This is a genomic window from Moorena bouillonii PNG, from assembly GCF_001942495.1.
Taxonomy (GTDB): domain Bacteria; phylum Cyanobacteriota; class Cyanobacteriia; order Cyanobacteriales; family Coleofasciculaceae; genus Moorena; species Moorena bouillonii.
This window is the reverse complement of record NZ_MKZS01000001.1, coordinates 6,868,291-6,886,320: the sequence shown is the minus strand read 5'-3', so window position 1 is coordinate 6,886,320 and position 18,030 is coordinate 6,868,291. Positions and strand designations below refer to the sequence as shown.

At 44.5% G+C, this 18,030-nt stretch carries 2 protein-coding genes; both read left to right on the top strand.

Annotated elements, in window-relative coordinates; all coding sequences use genetic code 11:
* The first annotated feature begins 38 nt into the window (after positions 1-38).
* Positions 39-11,177: a type I polyketide synthase gene (locus tag BJP37_RS42935; RefSeq protein ID WP_075903736.1), complete on the top strand. Its 11,139-nt coding sequence runs from the start codon at positions 39-41 to the stop codon at positions 11,175-11,177.
* Positions 11,174-17,854 (top strand): non-ribosomal peptide synthetase, encoded by a 6,681-nt coding sequence (locus BJP37_RS42930; RefSeq protein WP_081431359.1) that lies wholly within the window; start codon positions 11,174-11,176, stop codon positions 17,852-17,854. The genes BJP37_RS42935 and BJP37_RS42930 overlap by 4 nt, the downstream gene beginning before the upstream one ends.
* Positions 17,855-18,030: the final 176 nt, after the last annotated feature.

Below are 18,030 nucleotides of genomic sequence, written 5' to 3'. Positions count from 1 at the left end.
AATTAAAGTATTTTCAATCATTCATTGAGTAAGTATTCATGATTTCAGACTCAACACCTATAGCAATTGTTGGCATTGGTTGTCGTTTTCCTCAGGCTGAAACACCACAAGAGTTTTGGCAACTTCTGCATGATGGGATAGATGGGATCACTCAGATACCTAAAGACCGATGGGATATTGATTCGTTTTATGAACCCGAACCGGCTACCCCAGGAAAAATGAATACCCGCTGTGCTGGTTTATTAGAACAAGTAGATGGATTTGAACCCAGCTTTTTTCGTGTTTCCTCCCGCGAAGCTAAGCAGATGGATCCCCAGCAAAGACTGATCTTGGAAGTGGCTTGGGAAGCCTTGGAAAATGCTGGAATAGCACCAGAACGATTAGCTGGTAGTCATACCGGGGTCTTTGTTGGTGTTAGCAACTCTGATTACTCTGTGCTTATGCCCAGAGATATTTCAGGCTTAGATGCATACAGTGGAACTGGAACAAACCCATCAATTATTCCTTGTCGCTTATCTTATGTGCTGAATCTGCGCGGACCAAGTCTGGCTGTGGATACCGCTTGCTCCTCATCTTTAGTAGCACTTCACTATGGCTGCCAAAGTTTGAAAACAGGGGAATCTGATCTGTGCCTGGTTGGAGGGGTGAACCTAATTCTTATGCCAGAGCCGACAATTATTTGCTCCCAGGCTAAGATGATGTCAGCAGATGGGCGTTGCAAAACGTTTGATCAAGCTGCGGATGGTTATGTTAGGGGAGAAGGATGTGGCGTTGTTGTCCTGAAGCGGCTGGCAGATGCAATCCGGGATGGGGATAATATTCGGGCAATTATTAGAGGTTCAGCGGTTAACCAAGATGGTCACAGTAATGGACTAACAGCTCCCAATGGTCCTTCTCAACAAGCAGTGATCCGGCAAGCCTTAGCCAATGCTGGGGTTAAACCAGCACAGATTAGTTATGTAGAAACCCACGGTACGGGAACCCCTTTGGGAGACCCCATTGAGGTAAATTCTCTCAAGGCAGTGCTGATGGAAGATAGGCAGCCCAATCAACCTTGTTGGATTGGTTCAGTCAAGACTAATATTGGTCATTTAGAATCTGCTGCGGGCATTGCAGGGTTAATTAAGGCGGTGTTGTCCCTACAACATGGTGAAATTCCACCCCATCTCCATTTGAACCAGTTAAACCCTTATATTAAAATTGCAAATACTCCTATTCAAATTCCTACTGAGCTTCAGCCTTGGTCAGTCCAAGAAGCACCCAGATTGGCAGGGGTTAGTTCCTTTAGTTTTGGTGGGACCAATGCCCATGTGGTGTTGGAAGAAGCGCCTTTAGAAATTAAAAAGTCAAAAGTCAAAAGTCAAAATTTACTAGAGCGTTCTTGTCATTTATTAACCCTATCAGCAAAAACAGAAGCAGCTCTCCAAGATTTAGTCCAGGGTTATCAAGATCACCTAAAGGCTAATCCCAACCTAGCAATGGCAGATATTTGCTTTACGGCAAATACAGGGCGATCGCATTTCGATTACCGCCTTGCTGTTGTGGTTGACTCAAGGGAGCAGTTGGTTGAGCAACTCAGTGCTTGGGCAGCCCATAAAGACACCACTGGATTGATCAGTGCTCAGGTGGAAAGCAAAAAGCCGCCCAAGATAGCCTTTTTGTTCACTGGTCAAGGCTCCCAATATCTCAACATGGGACGCCAACTCTACGACAGCCAACCCATATTCCGCCAAACTATCGAGCAGTGCAATGAAATTCTGCGCCCGGATCTGGAGCATTCCCTAATAGAGGTACTGTATCCTACTCAAGTAGAAGAGCAGTTTTCATCTATTTTAGACCAAACCGCCTATACCCAACCGGCCCTATTTGCCTTTGAATATGCCCTCTATCAACTTTGGAAATCCTGGGGTATTAAACCAAATGCCGTCATGGGGCATAGCGTTGGCGAGTATGTGGCTGCTTGTGTAGCTGGGGTTTTTAGCTTAGAGGATGGTCTCAAACTAATCGCCCATCGCGGAAAATTAATGCAGCAGTTGCCGTCTGGCGGTGAGATGGTTTCACTTTTGGCCTCACAGGAGCAGGTTAAAGACGCGATCGCACCATTGCATGATAAAGTAGCGATTGCGGCCATTAATGGTCCATTAAGTGTGGTGATTTCTGGAGCCAGTGAAGATATTGGTGCTATTTGTGACAAATTAGAAGCTGAGGGCATCAAGACCAAAAGGTTGCAGGTATCTCACGCTTTCCATTCACCGTTGATGGCACCGATGTTGGCAGAATTTGAAGCAGTAGCCAATCAAATCACCTACCATCAACCGACTATTCCACTAATATCAAATATTACAGGAGTGCGAGCCGACAAGAGCATTGCCACAGCCAACTATTGGGTAAATCATGTGTTAGAACCAGTCAGGTTTGCCCAAAGTATGGAGACCTTGCACCAACAAGGCTATGAAATCTTCCTAGAAATCGGACCGAAACCAATTTTATTAGGCATGGGGCGGCAGTGTCTCCCAGAAGAGTTTGGTGTGTGGTTGCCATCCTTGCGTCCGGGAGTAGCAGAATGGCAACAGCTCCTCTCCAGTTTAGGACAGTTATATGTACAGGGAGTCAAAGTAGACTGGGTAGCCTTTGATAGAGATTATACTCGTAACAAAGTAGCCTTACCGACATATCCCTTCCAAAGACAAAGGTACTGGGTAGAACAACTTCCAACCAAGCAACCAGCATCTTCTTCAGAAGTATTAACTCTATTGCAACAAGGGAACACCCAAGCCCTGCTGCAACAACTAGAGGCTAGCCCAACAGTTTGGGAAGCGAACACCCCAGAACAGGCAATAGAATCCTTAATCAAACTACATCAGCGACAAGTAGCTCAAGCATCTGTATCAGAGCTGCTGTTTCAAATTGAATGGCAAGTTCAACCCCCACTATCCCAAGACAGCCTACAACCAGGACAATGGTGGTTGCTTGCTGAGAACAAGGGTTTAGCCTCAGAATTAGCTGAGTATTTCACACAACAGGGCCATCAATGCCATTGGCTTGAGTCAGATCCCAGTCAATTGAGCAAGGAAAGGTTAGAAACAGTTCTGAGTCAACTGACTGAGAACCAGACTCTACCGCTTCATGGAATCATCTATTTGTGGAACTTGAACAAGCCTAGTGATGAATTGCCAGAAGATGGGGATTGGCAGACGAACTGGCAACAAAGTATCAAGCCCTTACTACAGCTGGTACAAGTAATCAGCCAACTACCGGGATTTCAGTCCAAACTGTGGGTAGTAACTCGCCAAGCCCAAGCCGTGGACTCTAACCCTGTGGCGATCAGCCAGACACCTCTGTGGGGTCTGGGGCGAGTCATTGCCCAGGAACAGCCCCAACTGTGGGGGGGATTAATCGACCTCGAAGAAAACCAGGAGCTGACGGTAGCCGCCCAACAGGTGTACACAGAAGTGGCAACCCAACCAGGAGGGCTCCAGGTGGCATATCGTCAGGGAAAACGCTATTGGCCTCAGTTAGTGCGCTACCCAAAAATCCCACCATCACTCAAGCTGAACTCACAAAGCAGCTATGTGCTCAGTGGGGGATTAGGAGCCCTAGGATTACAAATAGCCCAACGGTGGGTGGAACAGGGAGCCCGCAACTTGGTATTGCTAGGAAGGCGGGGAATCACCAATGAAATCCAACAGCAGAAAATAGCAGAGCTGGAGGCAGCAGGAGCCAAGATTCAGGTAGCAAGTATAGATGTCAGTAATTGGACACAGCTCAGACAAGCATGGACAGAATGGCAAAGCACAATGCCCCCTGTACGAGGGGTACTCCACGCTGCCGGGGTACTGGATGATGGTCTGCTAGAGAACCAAAGTTGGGAGCGTTTGGTCAAAGTGATGAGTCCCAAAGTGGAGGGAGGTTGGAACCTACATCGACTGACTCAGGATGAGAATCTCGACTTTTTCATCTGCTTTTCCTCAGCCGCTAGTGTGTTAGGTAGTGCTGCTCAGAGTAGCTATGCTGCTGCCAATGCATTTCTAGATGGTTTGTGTGCTTATCGTCGTAGTCTAGGTTGGCCAGGGTTGAGCTTCAACTGGGGACCATGGTCAGAAGTGGGTATGGCAGCACAGATGTCCCCAGCCCAAAAACAGCGATGGGCAATGATGGGAGTGAAACTGATTCAACCAGAACAGGGATTGCAAGTACTAGAGCAGCAGTTGGGAGCAGGGGGACAGCTAGGAGTGCTAGCTTTTGACTGGGAGGTGTTGAGTCAAAAGTTAAGTCCCACACAGCTGAATTTCTTCGCTCAGGTGCTACCACCAGAAGTGAAAGACCTGGTGCAATCAACAACCGAGAGGAGCTCTCAGTTACAGCAACAATTGTTGTTAGTCAGTGAGGCTCAAAGAAAACAGCTGCTGCGACAAACACTGCAAGAGGAAGTCGCTTGTGTATTAGGCTTACCACCGACAGACAAACCCGACCCAGAAGTAGGATTTTTCGAGCTGGGGATGGATTCATTGATGGCAGTAGAGTTAAGAAATCGACTTGGCCAGTTATTAGCAGTAAATCTACCATCAACCTTAACCTTTGATTTTCCCAACATCGAAAGACTAAGCGATTATATCATCTCAGAAGTATGGCAGCTAAGTTCAGGGGGTGCAGCTGATACTCAGTTGCCCCAGAAAAGAAGCGAGTGGAATGAACCCATAGCCATAATTGGCATGAGTTGTCGGTTTCCCGGAGGAGCATCGGACCCAGAAAAATTCTGGCAGTTGCTGCAAGGAGGAATCAGTGCCCGGGAAGAAATTCCTGCACAGCGGTGGAAGATTGAAGCCTACTACGACCCAGATCCAGATGCTCCAGGAAAGATGCTGACTCGTTACGGTCACTTTATCGAGGATGTAGAGCAATTTGACCCCAGCTTTTTTGGGATTTCCCCTCGTGAAGCACCGGCAATGGATCCCCAACACCGCCTACTGTTAGAAGTGAGTTGGGAAGCGCTAGAGCAAGCAGGGCAGGTGTTAGAGCGCCGGGATGAAGCATCTGTGGGTGTGTTTGTGGGCAATGATGGCCATGACTACGAACAGTTGCTCCAGCAGCACTTGCAGCAGTCCCCAGAGAGTCCCTTAGCCAACTATGTGGGCACAGGAACCCACATCTCCAGTGCCGCAGGTCGTTTGGCTTACAGTTTTGGGTTCACTGGACCAACAGTCACAATTGACACTGCCTGCTCCTCATCTCTAGTGGCAATTCATCAAGCCAGCAACAGTTTGCGACTGGGAGAATGTCAGATGGCTCTGGCGGGAGGAGTGAAACTGCATCTGACCCCAGACTCCTATATTGGGACTTCCAGAGCCAGAATGATTTCCGCCGATGGGCAATGTAAGACGTTTGATATCTCAGCAGATGGCTATGGACGGGGAGAGGGCTGTGGTATCGTACTGCTCAAACGTTTGAGTGATGCCCAGGCAGATGGAGACCGGATATTAGCACTGATTCGGGGTAGTGCAGTAAATCAGGATGGACCGAGCAGTGGGTTAACGGTACCCAATGGACTCTCGCAACAACGACTGATGAAGCAAGCCCTAGCTCAAGCACAGGTCAAGCCTAGTGAGATTAGTTATTTGGAGGCTCATGGTACAGGAACATCCTTGGGAGACCCGATAGAGGTAAATGCAGCCATGGCGGTGTTGGGAGAGGAACGTACTCCAGAGTACCCCCTATGGATGGCTTCGGTGAAGACGAACATTGGTCATTTGGAGGCAGCGGCGGGAGTCTCGGCACTAATCAAGGTGGTGTTATCCCTACAACATCGACTTCTGCCAGCTCATCTACACTTGCAGCAGCCCAATCCTAAGATTGACTGGCAGCCTTGGCTACAGATACCACAGGAACTGAAACCATGGGAGGTATCTGGTCGTCGATTGGCTGGAGTAAGTTCCTTTGGATTTACAGGGACGAACGCTCATGTGGTGCTCGAGGAAGCGCCATCTCTACCTGAAAACCCTCAAATAGAGTGGGAAAGACCATTACATGTATTGGGGCTATCTGCCAAGAATGAAGAAGCATTGTACCAGCTAACCCAGAGCTACATTCAACATCTAGAGAGCCATCCGGAGCAAGCCTTAGCGGATATTTGCTTCTCAGCTAACACGGGAAGGTTGTCATACAATCACCGATTGAGTCTGGTGGCAGGGACAACAGAGGAGTTGCAAGAGAAACTGAGGGCTTTCGGTACAGGGGAAGAAGCGAGTGGAGTAGCGAGTGGCAGAGAATCCCCCAGAGTGGCAATGTTGTTCACGGGTCAGGGTTCTCAGTATGTGGGAATGGGGCAACAACTGTATGAGACTCAACCAACCTTCAGAAATGCTATAGACCAGTGTGGGGAAATTTTGCAACCCTATTTAGACAGACCTCTACTGGAAGTTCTCTATTCGGTAGAAGCAGAGGAGTCTGTCTTGGAGCAAACAGGTTATACTCAACCGGCTGTGTTTGCTGTGGAATATGCCCTGTATCAGTTGTGGCAATCTTGGGGCATTAAACCGGATATCGTCATGGGTCATAGTGTGGGTGAATATGTAGCTGCAACTGTTGCAGGAGTATTCAGTGTAGAAGATGGTTTGAAACTAATTGCTGCCAGGGGCTCTTTGATGCAGAAATTACCGGCTGGTGGTGAGATGGTTTCAGTCATGGCCTCAGAATCTTATGTGACAGAAGCAATCGCTCCCCACCCAGAAATATCCCTAGCAGCTATCAACGGGCCAGAAAGTGTAGTCATTTCAGGGGACTCTATTGCCATCAAAGCCATGGTCAGTAGCCTAGAATCAGCCGGAATCAAAACTAAACAACTACAAGTATCCCACGCCTTCCATTCATCACTAATGGAACCGATGTTGGCAGAGTTTGAAGCACTAGCCCAGCAAATTACATACCATCAACCTAGGATTCCCATCATCTCTAACGTCACAGGAGCCCAAGCTGACAAGAGCATCGCCACCGCACAATATTGGGTTCGTCATGTGCGCCAACCGGTAAGATTTGCCCAAGGAATGAATCAGTTACACCAACAAGGCTATGAAACCTTCCTCGAAATCGGACCCAAACCAATATTATTAGGGATGGGGCGTCAATGCCTAGCAGAAGAGGTAGGTCTGTGGTTGCCATCATTACGTCCGGGAGTAGATGAATGGCAACAAATGCTCTCTAGTTTGGGACAGTTTTATGTACAGGGAGCTAACGTAGATTGGTCAGGATTTGACCAAGATTACAGTCGTCAGAAAGTCTCCTTACCAACTTATCCCTTCCAAAGACAACGGTATTGGGTGCAAACTGCTGAGGGTTGGGATGCCAAAGCCATTTCGGCAATCAAACTCCATCCCCTGATTAATCAAAAATTCCAATCTCCCTTATCAAAAGAAATCTTTTTCGAGTCTGACTTTAGTACCACTACCCTACCCTTTTTAGCAGACCATCGTATTTATGACCGGGTAGTAGTTCCTGGTGCCAGCCACATTTCCCTGTTGTTAGCAGCAGCATCGCTAACCTTGCCCACAACCGCATGTCAACTGGAAGATATTCTCTTTCCCCAAGCTCTAGCCATTCCGGAGCCAGGAGTAAGAAAGGTTCAAGTAGCTTTGACTCCCAGCGATAGCTCCTATACATTTCAAGTAATTAGCTTTGACGACTCTTTAGACTCACAGACTAATGGGGTTTCAAAAAATGGTAAACAAGTCGGTTCTTGGGCTGTTCATGCTACAGGAAAATTTGCTACTACCAAGACTGAACAATCACTAATATCCCCTCAAGAGGTTCAAGCTCGTTGTACTCAAAAAATAGAGGGTACAGAAATTTACCAGTATCTCTGGGAGAGACAAATTAAATTAGGAGAGAGTTTCCGCTGGATTGAGCAGCTATGGTTAGGAAACGGAGAAGTTCTTGGTCAACTGAGAGTACCCCAAACAGTGCTGGATGCAACAAAATATCAACTACATCCAGCTTTGATTGACTCGTGCTTTCAGTCAGTTGCAGCACTTATTGTAAATCTTTCCGACGACAAGAATGAGACTTTTGTACCGTTTAGGGTAGAGAAATTTACTTTCTATAATCCTCCTCAGCCTGGATCGCTTTGGTGCTATACTCGTGGCTCGAAAGACCAACAATCAGACGAAAAATTCAAAGCCGATATACAATTATTTGACCAACAAGGACAGCTGGTAGCTCAGGTCACTGGTTTTGAATCGAGGAAAGCCAATCCTGAAACCTTGCTGATGACTCTGGATGAAGATTTGAGTAATTGGTTTTATCAAATCAACTGGCAAGCCCAACCCCTATTATCAACTTCGGAATCTACTCCTGAACATCAAACAGGTAATTGGTTAGTATTTACTCTCACTAGTGAATTGGCAGAGCTTATTGGAGAGGAGTTACAGCAAAAGGGAGACAACTGTATTTGGGTATCTCCAGGGTCAGAGTACAAAAAATTAGATGCTCAACATTATCAAATCAACCCCACTGTTGCTGAGCAATTCCAACAACTGCTGCAAGATAATGCTGAGATTAAAGGTATTGTGCATTTATGGGGTGTCAATGAAACAATCGAATCTGTGAATGAGTTACAAACAACCCAAGAACTAGGTTGTGCTACAGTAGTGCATTTAGTGCAAGCCTTAATTCAAGCTGGACTAACTCACCTACCGCCGATGTGGTTAGTCACGATGGGCACTCAGAGTGTATTCGATCAAAAAGAAGTGGTGCAACCTCAACAGGGCTCTCTCTGGGGACTAGGGCGAGTTATTCGCCTCGAACATCCAGAATTAACCTGTTGCCGAGTTGACTTAGACCCCAAATCCCCTGTTTCTGAAACCATCCCCAAATTGGTAGAGCAACTGTTGTCTTATGATCACGAAGACCAGATTGCCATGCGTCAAGGAGTTCGTTATGTCCCCCGATTAGTAAGACAACAACAGCACAAACTCACCTCACAACAACAATTGCCTATACCAAAGAATCAACCATTGCAATTGAAGTTGTCGGAATACGGACTGATAGACAACCTCAACTGGGAACCAATGCAGCGTCGTTCTCCAGAAGCTATGGAAGTAGAAATTCAAGTCAAAGCAGTTGGCTTAAACTTCCGAGACGTACTCAATGCTCTAGGATTACTCCAAGAATATTACGCCGAAGTATTGAGTATTACCAGTGTAGAGCAACTGACCCTGGGATTGGAATGTGTAGGCGTTATTACATCAGTGGGAGAGGGTGTCTCCCAATGGCAGGTAGGAGATGAAGTGATGGCTTTGGTTCCTAACGGGTTCAGCAGCTTTGTCACCACTGCTGCTGAGCTGGTTATAGCGAAACCGAAACAGATGAGTTTCACCGAAGCAGCTACCCTCCCCTTAACATTCCTCACCGCCTATTATGGGTTGCAGCACTTAGCCAAGATTAAACCAGGAGAGCGGGTGTTAATACACGCAGCAGCAGGAGGAGTAGGACAAGCAGCAGTACAAATAGCTCACCTGGCAGGAGCCGAGATCTTTGCTACCGCCAGCCCGAGTAAATGGGAATTTCTCAAATCCCTGGGTATCAAACACATTATGAACTCCCGCACCCTAGATTTTGCCGACGAAATTCTGAATTTGACTCAGGGAGAAGGCGTCGATATTGTCCTCAACAGCCTCAATGGAGAGTTCATTGACAAGAGTTTTGCCGTGTTAGCTCCTCAAGGACGGTTTGTAGAGATTGGCAAAATTGGCATTTGGAACCAACAACAAGTCCAACAGAAACTACCCAATGTTGATTACTTCCCCTTTGATATCGGAGAGGTAATGGCACAACAGCCTGAGGTAATTGCCCAACTTTCAGAGGAATTAACCCAGCAATGGAATGGAGGAAAGCTTCAAGCCTTACCTCATAAAGTATTTCCCAGTAAAGAAGTAACAGCAGCCTTCCGGTATATGCAGCAAGCCAAGCATATCGGCAAGGTAGTGGTGGAGATGCCACAATCGACAGGTGAGCCAAAGTCCATCCAACCAGAAGGAAGTTATTTGATTACCGGAGGATTGGGAGCCTTAGGATTGGAAGTAGCCCAATGGATGGTAACTCAAGGAGCGAGAAATATCCTATTAATGGGGCGTCGTGCTCCCAAGGAAACTGCACAAAAAATCATTGAGGAGTTGGAAACAGCAGGAGCCAATGTCAATGTTTTGTTAGGAGATATCTCGATTGAAGAAGATGTGGCTAAGATTTTCCAGCAGATACAGGCATCATTACCCCCACTCAAAGGAGTGATTCATGCAGCCGGGGTATTGGATGATGGCTTAGTGCAAAACCTCAGTTGGGAGCAGTTTACTAAAGTGATGGCACCAAAAGTTGCAGGGACTTGGCATTTACATCAACTCACCCAAGATTTACCCTTAGATTTCTTTGTTTGTTTCTCGTCGATGGCTTCGATGTTGGGTTCACCAGGTCAAGGAAACTATGCCGCAGCTAATGGTTTTATGGATGCAGTAGCCCATTATCGTCGAGGTCAGGGATTACCAGGATTAAGCATTAACTGGGGAGCATGGGCAACAGCAGGAATGGCAGCTCGTTTAGCAAAGGAACATCAAAATCGAATGCAGAGTAGCGGGGTAGTGGCCATTCAACCCGAATCAGGAATGCTTGCATTAGGTTCATTGTTATCAGGGTCTCAAAGCCAAGTAGGGGTATTCCCAGTTAATTGGTCGGAGTTTTTTAGGCAGATGCCAGGATTGGGAAAGCTCCCATTTTTAGAAACTTTTACCACAAAAACGGTAGAACAGAGTCAGAACAATCAGATTCTAGAACAGCTAAATCTAGCTTCAGAAGATAAGGAAAAAGAAAAGCTACTGACCTCTTATGTCCAAAGCAAAATTGCTCATATTATGGGTATGAACCTCTCTCAAATAGAGTTAGAAAAATCTCTAACTATGATGGGACTTGACTCATTGATGGCTGTGGAATTACGAAATCAGATTCAAACTGAGCTGCTAGTGGATATTCCGGCTACCAGATTTATGGAAGGAATCACCATTGTAGCTCTAGCAACTGAGATTAAACAACAACTGATAATTAAAACAGATAAAAATCAAACTATTGAATTAAATAATCAAGGGCAACTTGAGCCAGATAACGTCAAAGATAGTAATTGGATAGAGGTAGAACTATGAACTTAGTAGAATTTTTACAAAATATCTCTCTCAAAGGGGTAAAATTATGGTGTGATGGGGAAAAATTGCGTACGGGAGGTTCCCAAGAGGTATTAACTCCCGATGTTATTGCTCAACTGAAGCAGCACAAAACTCAAATTTTACAATTACTCCAGGAACAGCCAGATATATTGCAAGTATATCCTCTGTCCTACGGTCAAAAGAATATCTGGTTTTTATGGCAACTAGCACCTCAGGGTCATCATTATAATTTATCATTTGCAATTCGCATTTACTCCCAAGCAGATATAATTACTTGGCAGCAAACTTTTAAAGTGCTAAGGCAACGCCATCCGCTACTGCGGAGTACCTTTCCGAAAGTCAGCGAACAAGCAGTTTTACAGGTGCATCAAAATCAAGAGTTAGACTTCTTGCAAATTGATGCTACTACCTGGAGTGAAGATGAACTGCACAAAAGAGTGACAGAAGCTCATCGACATCCCTTTGACTTGGAAAAAGAACCAGTAATGCGGGTCAGGTGCTTCACTTGCTCAGAGCAAGAGCAGGTTTTATTGTTAACGATACACCACATTGCTTGGGATGGCTGGTCAATGAATTTGATTATCAAAGAACTGCCACAACTCTACCAAGCTCAACGTGCTGGTGTAGAGGCATCTCTACCAGAACTGAAGCACTCTTACCAAGATTACGTTCGTTGGCAAAGGGAGTTAGTAGAGAGTCAAGAAGGAGAAAGCCTCTGGGACTATTGGCAACAAAAACTGGCTGGAGAATTACCTGTATTAAACTTGCCCACAGACAGAAAACGGCCGCCAATACAGACCTATAACGGTGGTAGCTACCCTTTCAAGTTATCTGAAAAGCTGACTCAGCAACTGAAGACACTGGCTCAAAAAGAAGACGTAACTCTTTACATGCTCCTGTTAGCTGTTTTTCAAGTGCTTCTATCTCGTTACAGTGGTCAAAAGGATGTCTTAGTGGGTTCTCACACTTTTGGCAGAAGTAAAGCAGAGTTTGCCCCCATCGTGGGTTACTTTGTTGATTCAGTGGTGATGAGGGCAGATTTGTCAGGGAATCCTTGTTTTACAGACTTCCTCTCCCAAGTGCGCCACACAGTGCTTGAGGCACTAGCTCATCAAGATTATCCCTTTGTGTTATTGGTAGAACGGTTACAACCACCGCGAGACCCCAGCCGTTCCCCCATCTTCCAAGTTTCTTTTCTACTACAGAACTTCATCCAACAGCAATCTCAAGATATAAGAAAGCTGTTAACTAACAGAACAAAAGCTTTAGTAGATTGGGGAGGGCTTAAGGTAGAACCGTTTATATTGGATCAGTATGAAAGTCTGTTCGATTTGTTACTAGAAATGGTCGAAGAAGACTCTTATGTAACTGGTGTTTTAAAATACAATACTGACCTATTTGATGAGCATACTATTGCCCGAATGGCTGATCATTTTGAAAATTTGTTAGCCTTGATTGTGAGTAATCCAGAGCAGAGAGTAGGACAACTTCCTCTGCTAAGTGAAGCAGAAAGACAGCAGTTGTTAGTAGAGTGGAACAATACTAAAATAGATTACCCTACAGACAAATGTATCCATGAGATATTTGAAGCTCAGGTAGAAAAAAACCCTGAAGCAGTAGCAGTAGTATTTGAAGAGCAAAAGCTGACTTATTCTGAGTTGAATAGCAAAGCCAACCAACTCGCTCGCTACTTACAACATTTAGGAGTAAAACCAGAAGTTTTAGTAGGAATTTGCTACGAGCGCTCTGTTGAGATGGTAATTGCTTTATTAGCCACACTCAAAGCTGGAGGAGCTTATGTGCCAATCGACCCTAGTTATCCACCGCAACGGTTGGCTTATATGCTGGCAGACGCAGAGGTATTAGTGTTGTTGACAACTCCAGCACTGATGAAATTAATGCCAGAACATCAGGCACAGCTAGTTTGTTGGGAACAAGATGGGGAAGCTATTAGTTCACAGAGTATAGAGAATCCATTCAGTGGAGTCAATTACCAGAATTTGGCTTATGTTATCTATACCTCAGGCTCCACAGGAAAACCTAAAGGAGCAATGAATACCCACGGCGGGATTTGCAATCGTTTGTTGTGGATGCAAGATGCATTTAGCTTAACATCATCGGATAAGATTCTGCAAAAAACTCCATTCAGTTTCGATGTCTCAGTATGGGAATTTTTCTGGCCATTATTAGTGGGAGCAACTTTGGTGGTGGCGAAACCAGAAGGACACAAAGATAGTGGTTATCTCAGGGACTTAATTGCTCAAGAACAGATAACTACACTCCATTTTGTACCTTCAATGCTCAAAGTGTTTTTACAAGAAGATAAGTTAGAAGATTGCAGTAGTCTCAAGCGAGTCATTTGTAGTGGAGAAGCTTTATCAGTTCAAGTCCAGGAAAAATTCTTTGAGAAACTAGGGTGTGAGTTGCATAATCTCTATGGACCCACAGAAGCAGCGATCGATGTGACTTGGTGGCCATGTGTGCCAGATAAACAGCAGAAAATAATTCCCATAGGTCGCCCCATAGCTAATATACAAATGTATATCTTAGACCAACATCAACAACCAGTGCCTATTGGAGTAGCAGGAGAATTACACATCGCAGGTGCAGGTTTAGCCAGAGGTTACTTAAAACGAGAGGAATTAACACAACAAAAATTTATTCCCAACCCCTTCGACCAATCCCAAGATACTGAAAAATCCAAACTTTATAAAACAGGAGATTTAGCTCGATATTTACCAGATGGGAATATAGAGTTTTTGGGTCGCATAGACCACCAGGTAAAGATGCGGGGTTTTAGGATTGAGTTAGGAGAAATAGAATCTGCCATAGAAGAACATCCAGGGGTAGAAGAAACATTAGTAACACTCAGAGAAAATCAAGTAGGACAGCAGCAGTTAGTGGCGTATATAGTGCCGAATTATAAGGGAAGTAGACAAGTAAAACAACTGCTGCAATGGGAACAAGAAGGAAGACTAAAAACTGGTTACCAGTATCACTTACCTAATGGCATGGTAATCGTTCATCTAAATCAAAATGAAACCGACTTTTTGTACCAAGAGATATTTGAAAATGCGGAATATTTTCAGCATGGAATAAGGATTAATGAAGGAGATTGTATCTTTGATGTAGGAGCAAATATTGGGATGTTCAGTCTGTTTGCATCGCAACAGGTGAAAGATTTAGAGATATTTGCGTTTGAACCAATACCGCCAGTGTTTAAAGTACTGGAAATGAACACAGAGCTGTATATTTCAAAGGTAAAGCTATTTGAATGTGGTCTATCAAACCAAACCAGAATGGAGACCTTTACCTATTACCCAGAGAATTCAGTAGTGTCTGGACTATACGCAGACCAAAACCAAGAACAAGAAATGATGAAAACGTTCTTGAGCAACAAACAAAAGGAGACTGGGGAAAAAAGCAAATTATCGAGTCAAGAACTCGAACAAGTGAGTAGCTATATGTTCCAAACACAGCAACAAGTTAATTGCCAGTTAAGAACCCTATCAGAAGTAATAAGAGAGCAGGGGGTGGAACAGATAGATTTACTCAAAATAGATGTAGAAAAAAGTGAGTTAGAGGTGCTAGAAGGTATTGAATCAGAGGATTGGTCGAAAATCAAACAGATAGTAGTGGAAGTGCATGATATAAATGGCAGATTAGCGGCAGTGGAGGAGTTGCTAAAAGCTCAAGGATATCAGCTAAAAATCCAGCAAGAAACTTTCTTAGAAAAGACGCAGATATATAACATCTATGGATTACGTCAGTGGGGTAGCAAAGAAATTGATAGCCAGAGAAGCAAGCAAGTATCAAAAAACCGAGAACTATTAGAGAATCAACTCGACAGTTGGCAAGAAGTATTTAATGAAAGAATTCATTCAGAACTAGGACAATTCACTGACCCGTTTTTCAACATTGCTGGTTGGCGCAGCAGTTACGACAACCAACCCATACCAGTAGAGCAAATGCGCATCTGGGCAGGGGATATAGTAACTCAAGTCTTAGCCCAGAAACCAGAGAGTGTGTGGGAAATAGGTTGTGGTACAGGAATGCTGCTATTTCAAATCGCACCCCAGACACAAAACTATTATGGTACAGATATATCCAATGTTTCATTAGAATACATCAAACAACAAATAGAACAGGAACCAGACAAATATGGTGATGTTTCCTTAGCACAGAAACGAGCGGATAACATGGCTGATATAGCAGATAACAGTTTCGATGTTGTATTGCTGAGTTCCATAGTTCAGTATTTCCCTAGTGTTGAGTATCTGTTGCAAGTAATAGAAGAAAGTATCAGGGTAGTCAAACCAGGAGGGATGATTGTCTTAGGGGATATCCGCAGTTTCCCATTAATGAGAGCCTTTCACAGTTCGGTGCAACTATATCAAGCAACTCCCTCATTGTCACGACAACAACTCTTAGAAAAGATAGACAGACAAATGGAGGAGGAGAAAGAGTTGTTAGTGTCACCAGAGTTGTTTGTAGCTCTTAAAGAAAAACATCCAGAAATAACTCATGTACAAATCCGTTTACAGAGGGGAACAGAACACAATGAACTGAATAAATATCGCTATAGCGTACTGTTGCATATAGAGGCACAACCAGGAAAAGTAATAACACCGACTGTAGAAAGTGGAGCTTCTCTGAGTGTTCAACAGATAGAAAATTATCTGCGAGACAAAGGGCCAGAATCAATTTGCTTTAGTGGTTTAGTCAATGGCAGAGTAGCTAATGATGTAGATTTGGTAGAGTTGCTATCACAGCCAGAATCAAAACAGAATGTGCAGCAGTTGAGGCAGTTTTTAGAGTCAAAGCCAGTAAATGGCATCGACCCAGAGAGGCTACATCAACTGAGTTCGGATAATGGGTATTCTCTAGAGTTGTGTTGGTCAGCAGAAGGTAGTCCCGAATTGATGGATGGGGTATTTGTGCGCAGTGAGTTAGCCAAAGAAGGGATAGTGTTAACACCGCTCACTCAAAAATCGGTGGCAGCAAGTAACTGGAATAATTATGGGAATAATCCCTTGAGTTCTCAGTTCAGAAAGGAACTGATACCGCAGTTGAGAGAGTATCTACAGTCGCGGTTACCAGAGTATATGGTGCCATCGGGGTTGATGGTGTTGTCGCAACTGCCTCTGACTCCCAATGGCAAAGTAGACCGTAAGGCATTGCCAGCACCAGATTTCGTCAGTAGTCTGTCAACGGAGTATGTGGCTCCACAAACGGAAACACAGAAGGTCTTAGCAGACATTTGGGCAGAAGTGTTGGGTATAGAAAAGGTGGGTATACACGATAAATTCTTTGAGTTGGGAGGACATTCCCTATTAGCTATCCAAGTAATCTCTCGTGTGCGAGCAGCTTTCTCAATAGAACTTAAGCTACAGGACCTATTTGAATCACCCACCGTAGCAGGAGTGGCCCAAGCTATTGAGAAGAGAAACGATGGTACACAGGTTACTAATCAAGTTAAGGACTTGAGGGCTGAAGTAATCTTAGACTCCAAAATTCAGAATCAGTCTGTAGCTTTTGAAGATATAACTGAGCCGAAAAATATCTTTTTGACTGGAGCAACAGGCTTTTTGGGAGTTTATTTACTCTCTGAACTCCTCGAACAAACTCAAGGGAATATATATTGTCTCGTACGTGCCACCTCTTCTGAGAAAGGTAAGCAGAGACTGCAAAGAGCCCTGGAGTCGTATAGCCTATGGAATGAAACCAAAAGCTCAAGAATTATTCCAGTTATAGGAGAATTGTCGGCTCCACTATTGGGTCTTGACGAGTCACAGTTTAACCATCTAGCAAGTCAGATGGATGTCATTTATCATAATGGTGCTTGGGTAAATTTTGTCTACTCTTACTCAGTTTTGAAGCCAGCTAATGTTCTCGGAACTCACGAAGTCTTGAGATTGGCTAGCCAAACCAAAATTAAGCCGGTACATTTTATCTCTACTATGTCGGTTTTCTCCTCATCTGCCTATTCTGACAAGCAAGTAATTTTTGAATCAGACTCCCTCGACTATACCCCAGACAACGATGATGGCTACGCTGAAAGTAAATGGGTAGCAGAAAAATTAGTTATGGAAGCTCGTGACCGAGGATTGCCCGTATGTATATACAGGCCAGGGAGAATAACAGGACACAGTCAAACAGGCTTCTGTAATACAGAAGATCTATTTTCTCGAATGATTAAAGGCTGTATCCAGCTAGGAGCAGTGCCAAATCTTGAAGGCGTTTTCAGCGACATAGTACCTGTAGACTATGTAAGTAAGGCGATTTTTAATATATCACAACAGAAAGAATCTCTAGGAAAGGCTTTTCACATGGTCAATCCTAATGACATCTATGTAAACGAGGCTTTCAACATGATCCGTTCTTGGGGATACCCCATTGAACAGATGGATTATGAAAAGTGGCGAACCAAACTAATTTGTCAAACAGAAAATAGCAATGAAAACGCACTGTATCCTCTTTTGTCGCTTTTTTCAGAAGAACTACCAGTAAATGCGGAAATGCCGAGATACGACTGTAAACATACAATACATGGACTAGCTGACACTGATATAGTCTGTCCATCCGTAGATTCCAAATTATTGAACACCTACTATTCTTATTTTAAGAGTAGCGGCTTCTTGAACGCGCCACAGTAGGGCATTCCTTTCCTAGAGGCGCACGCCAGTCAGGTGTCTTGAAGTTCAATGGATTGACTTTGGGGGACGACAAGTCCCCCATAAACTTTTTTCGGTGGTGGTGCATAGTAATGGTATGGGAAGTGTGGGAAAAAATATATATTTTCACCATTACTATGCAGGAGAACCCCCAGCCA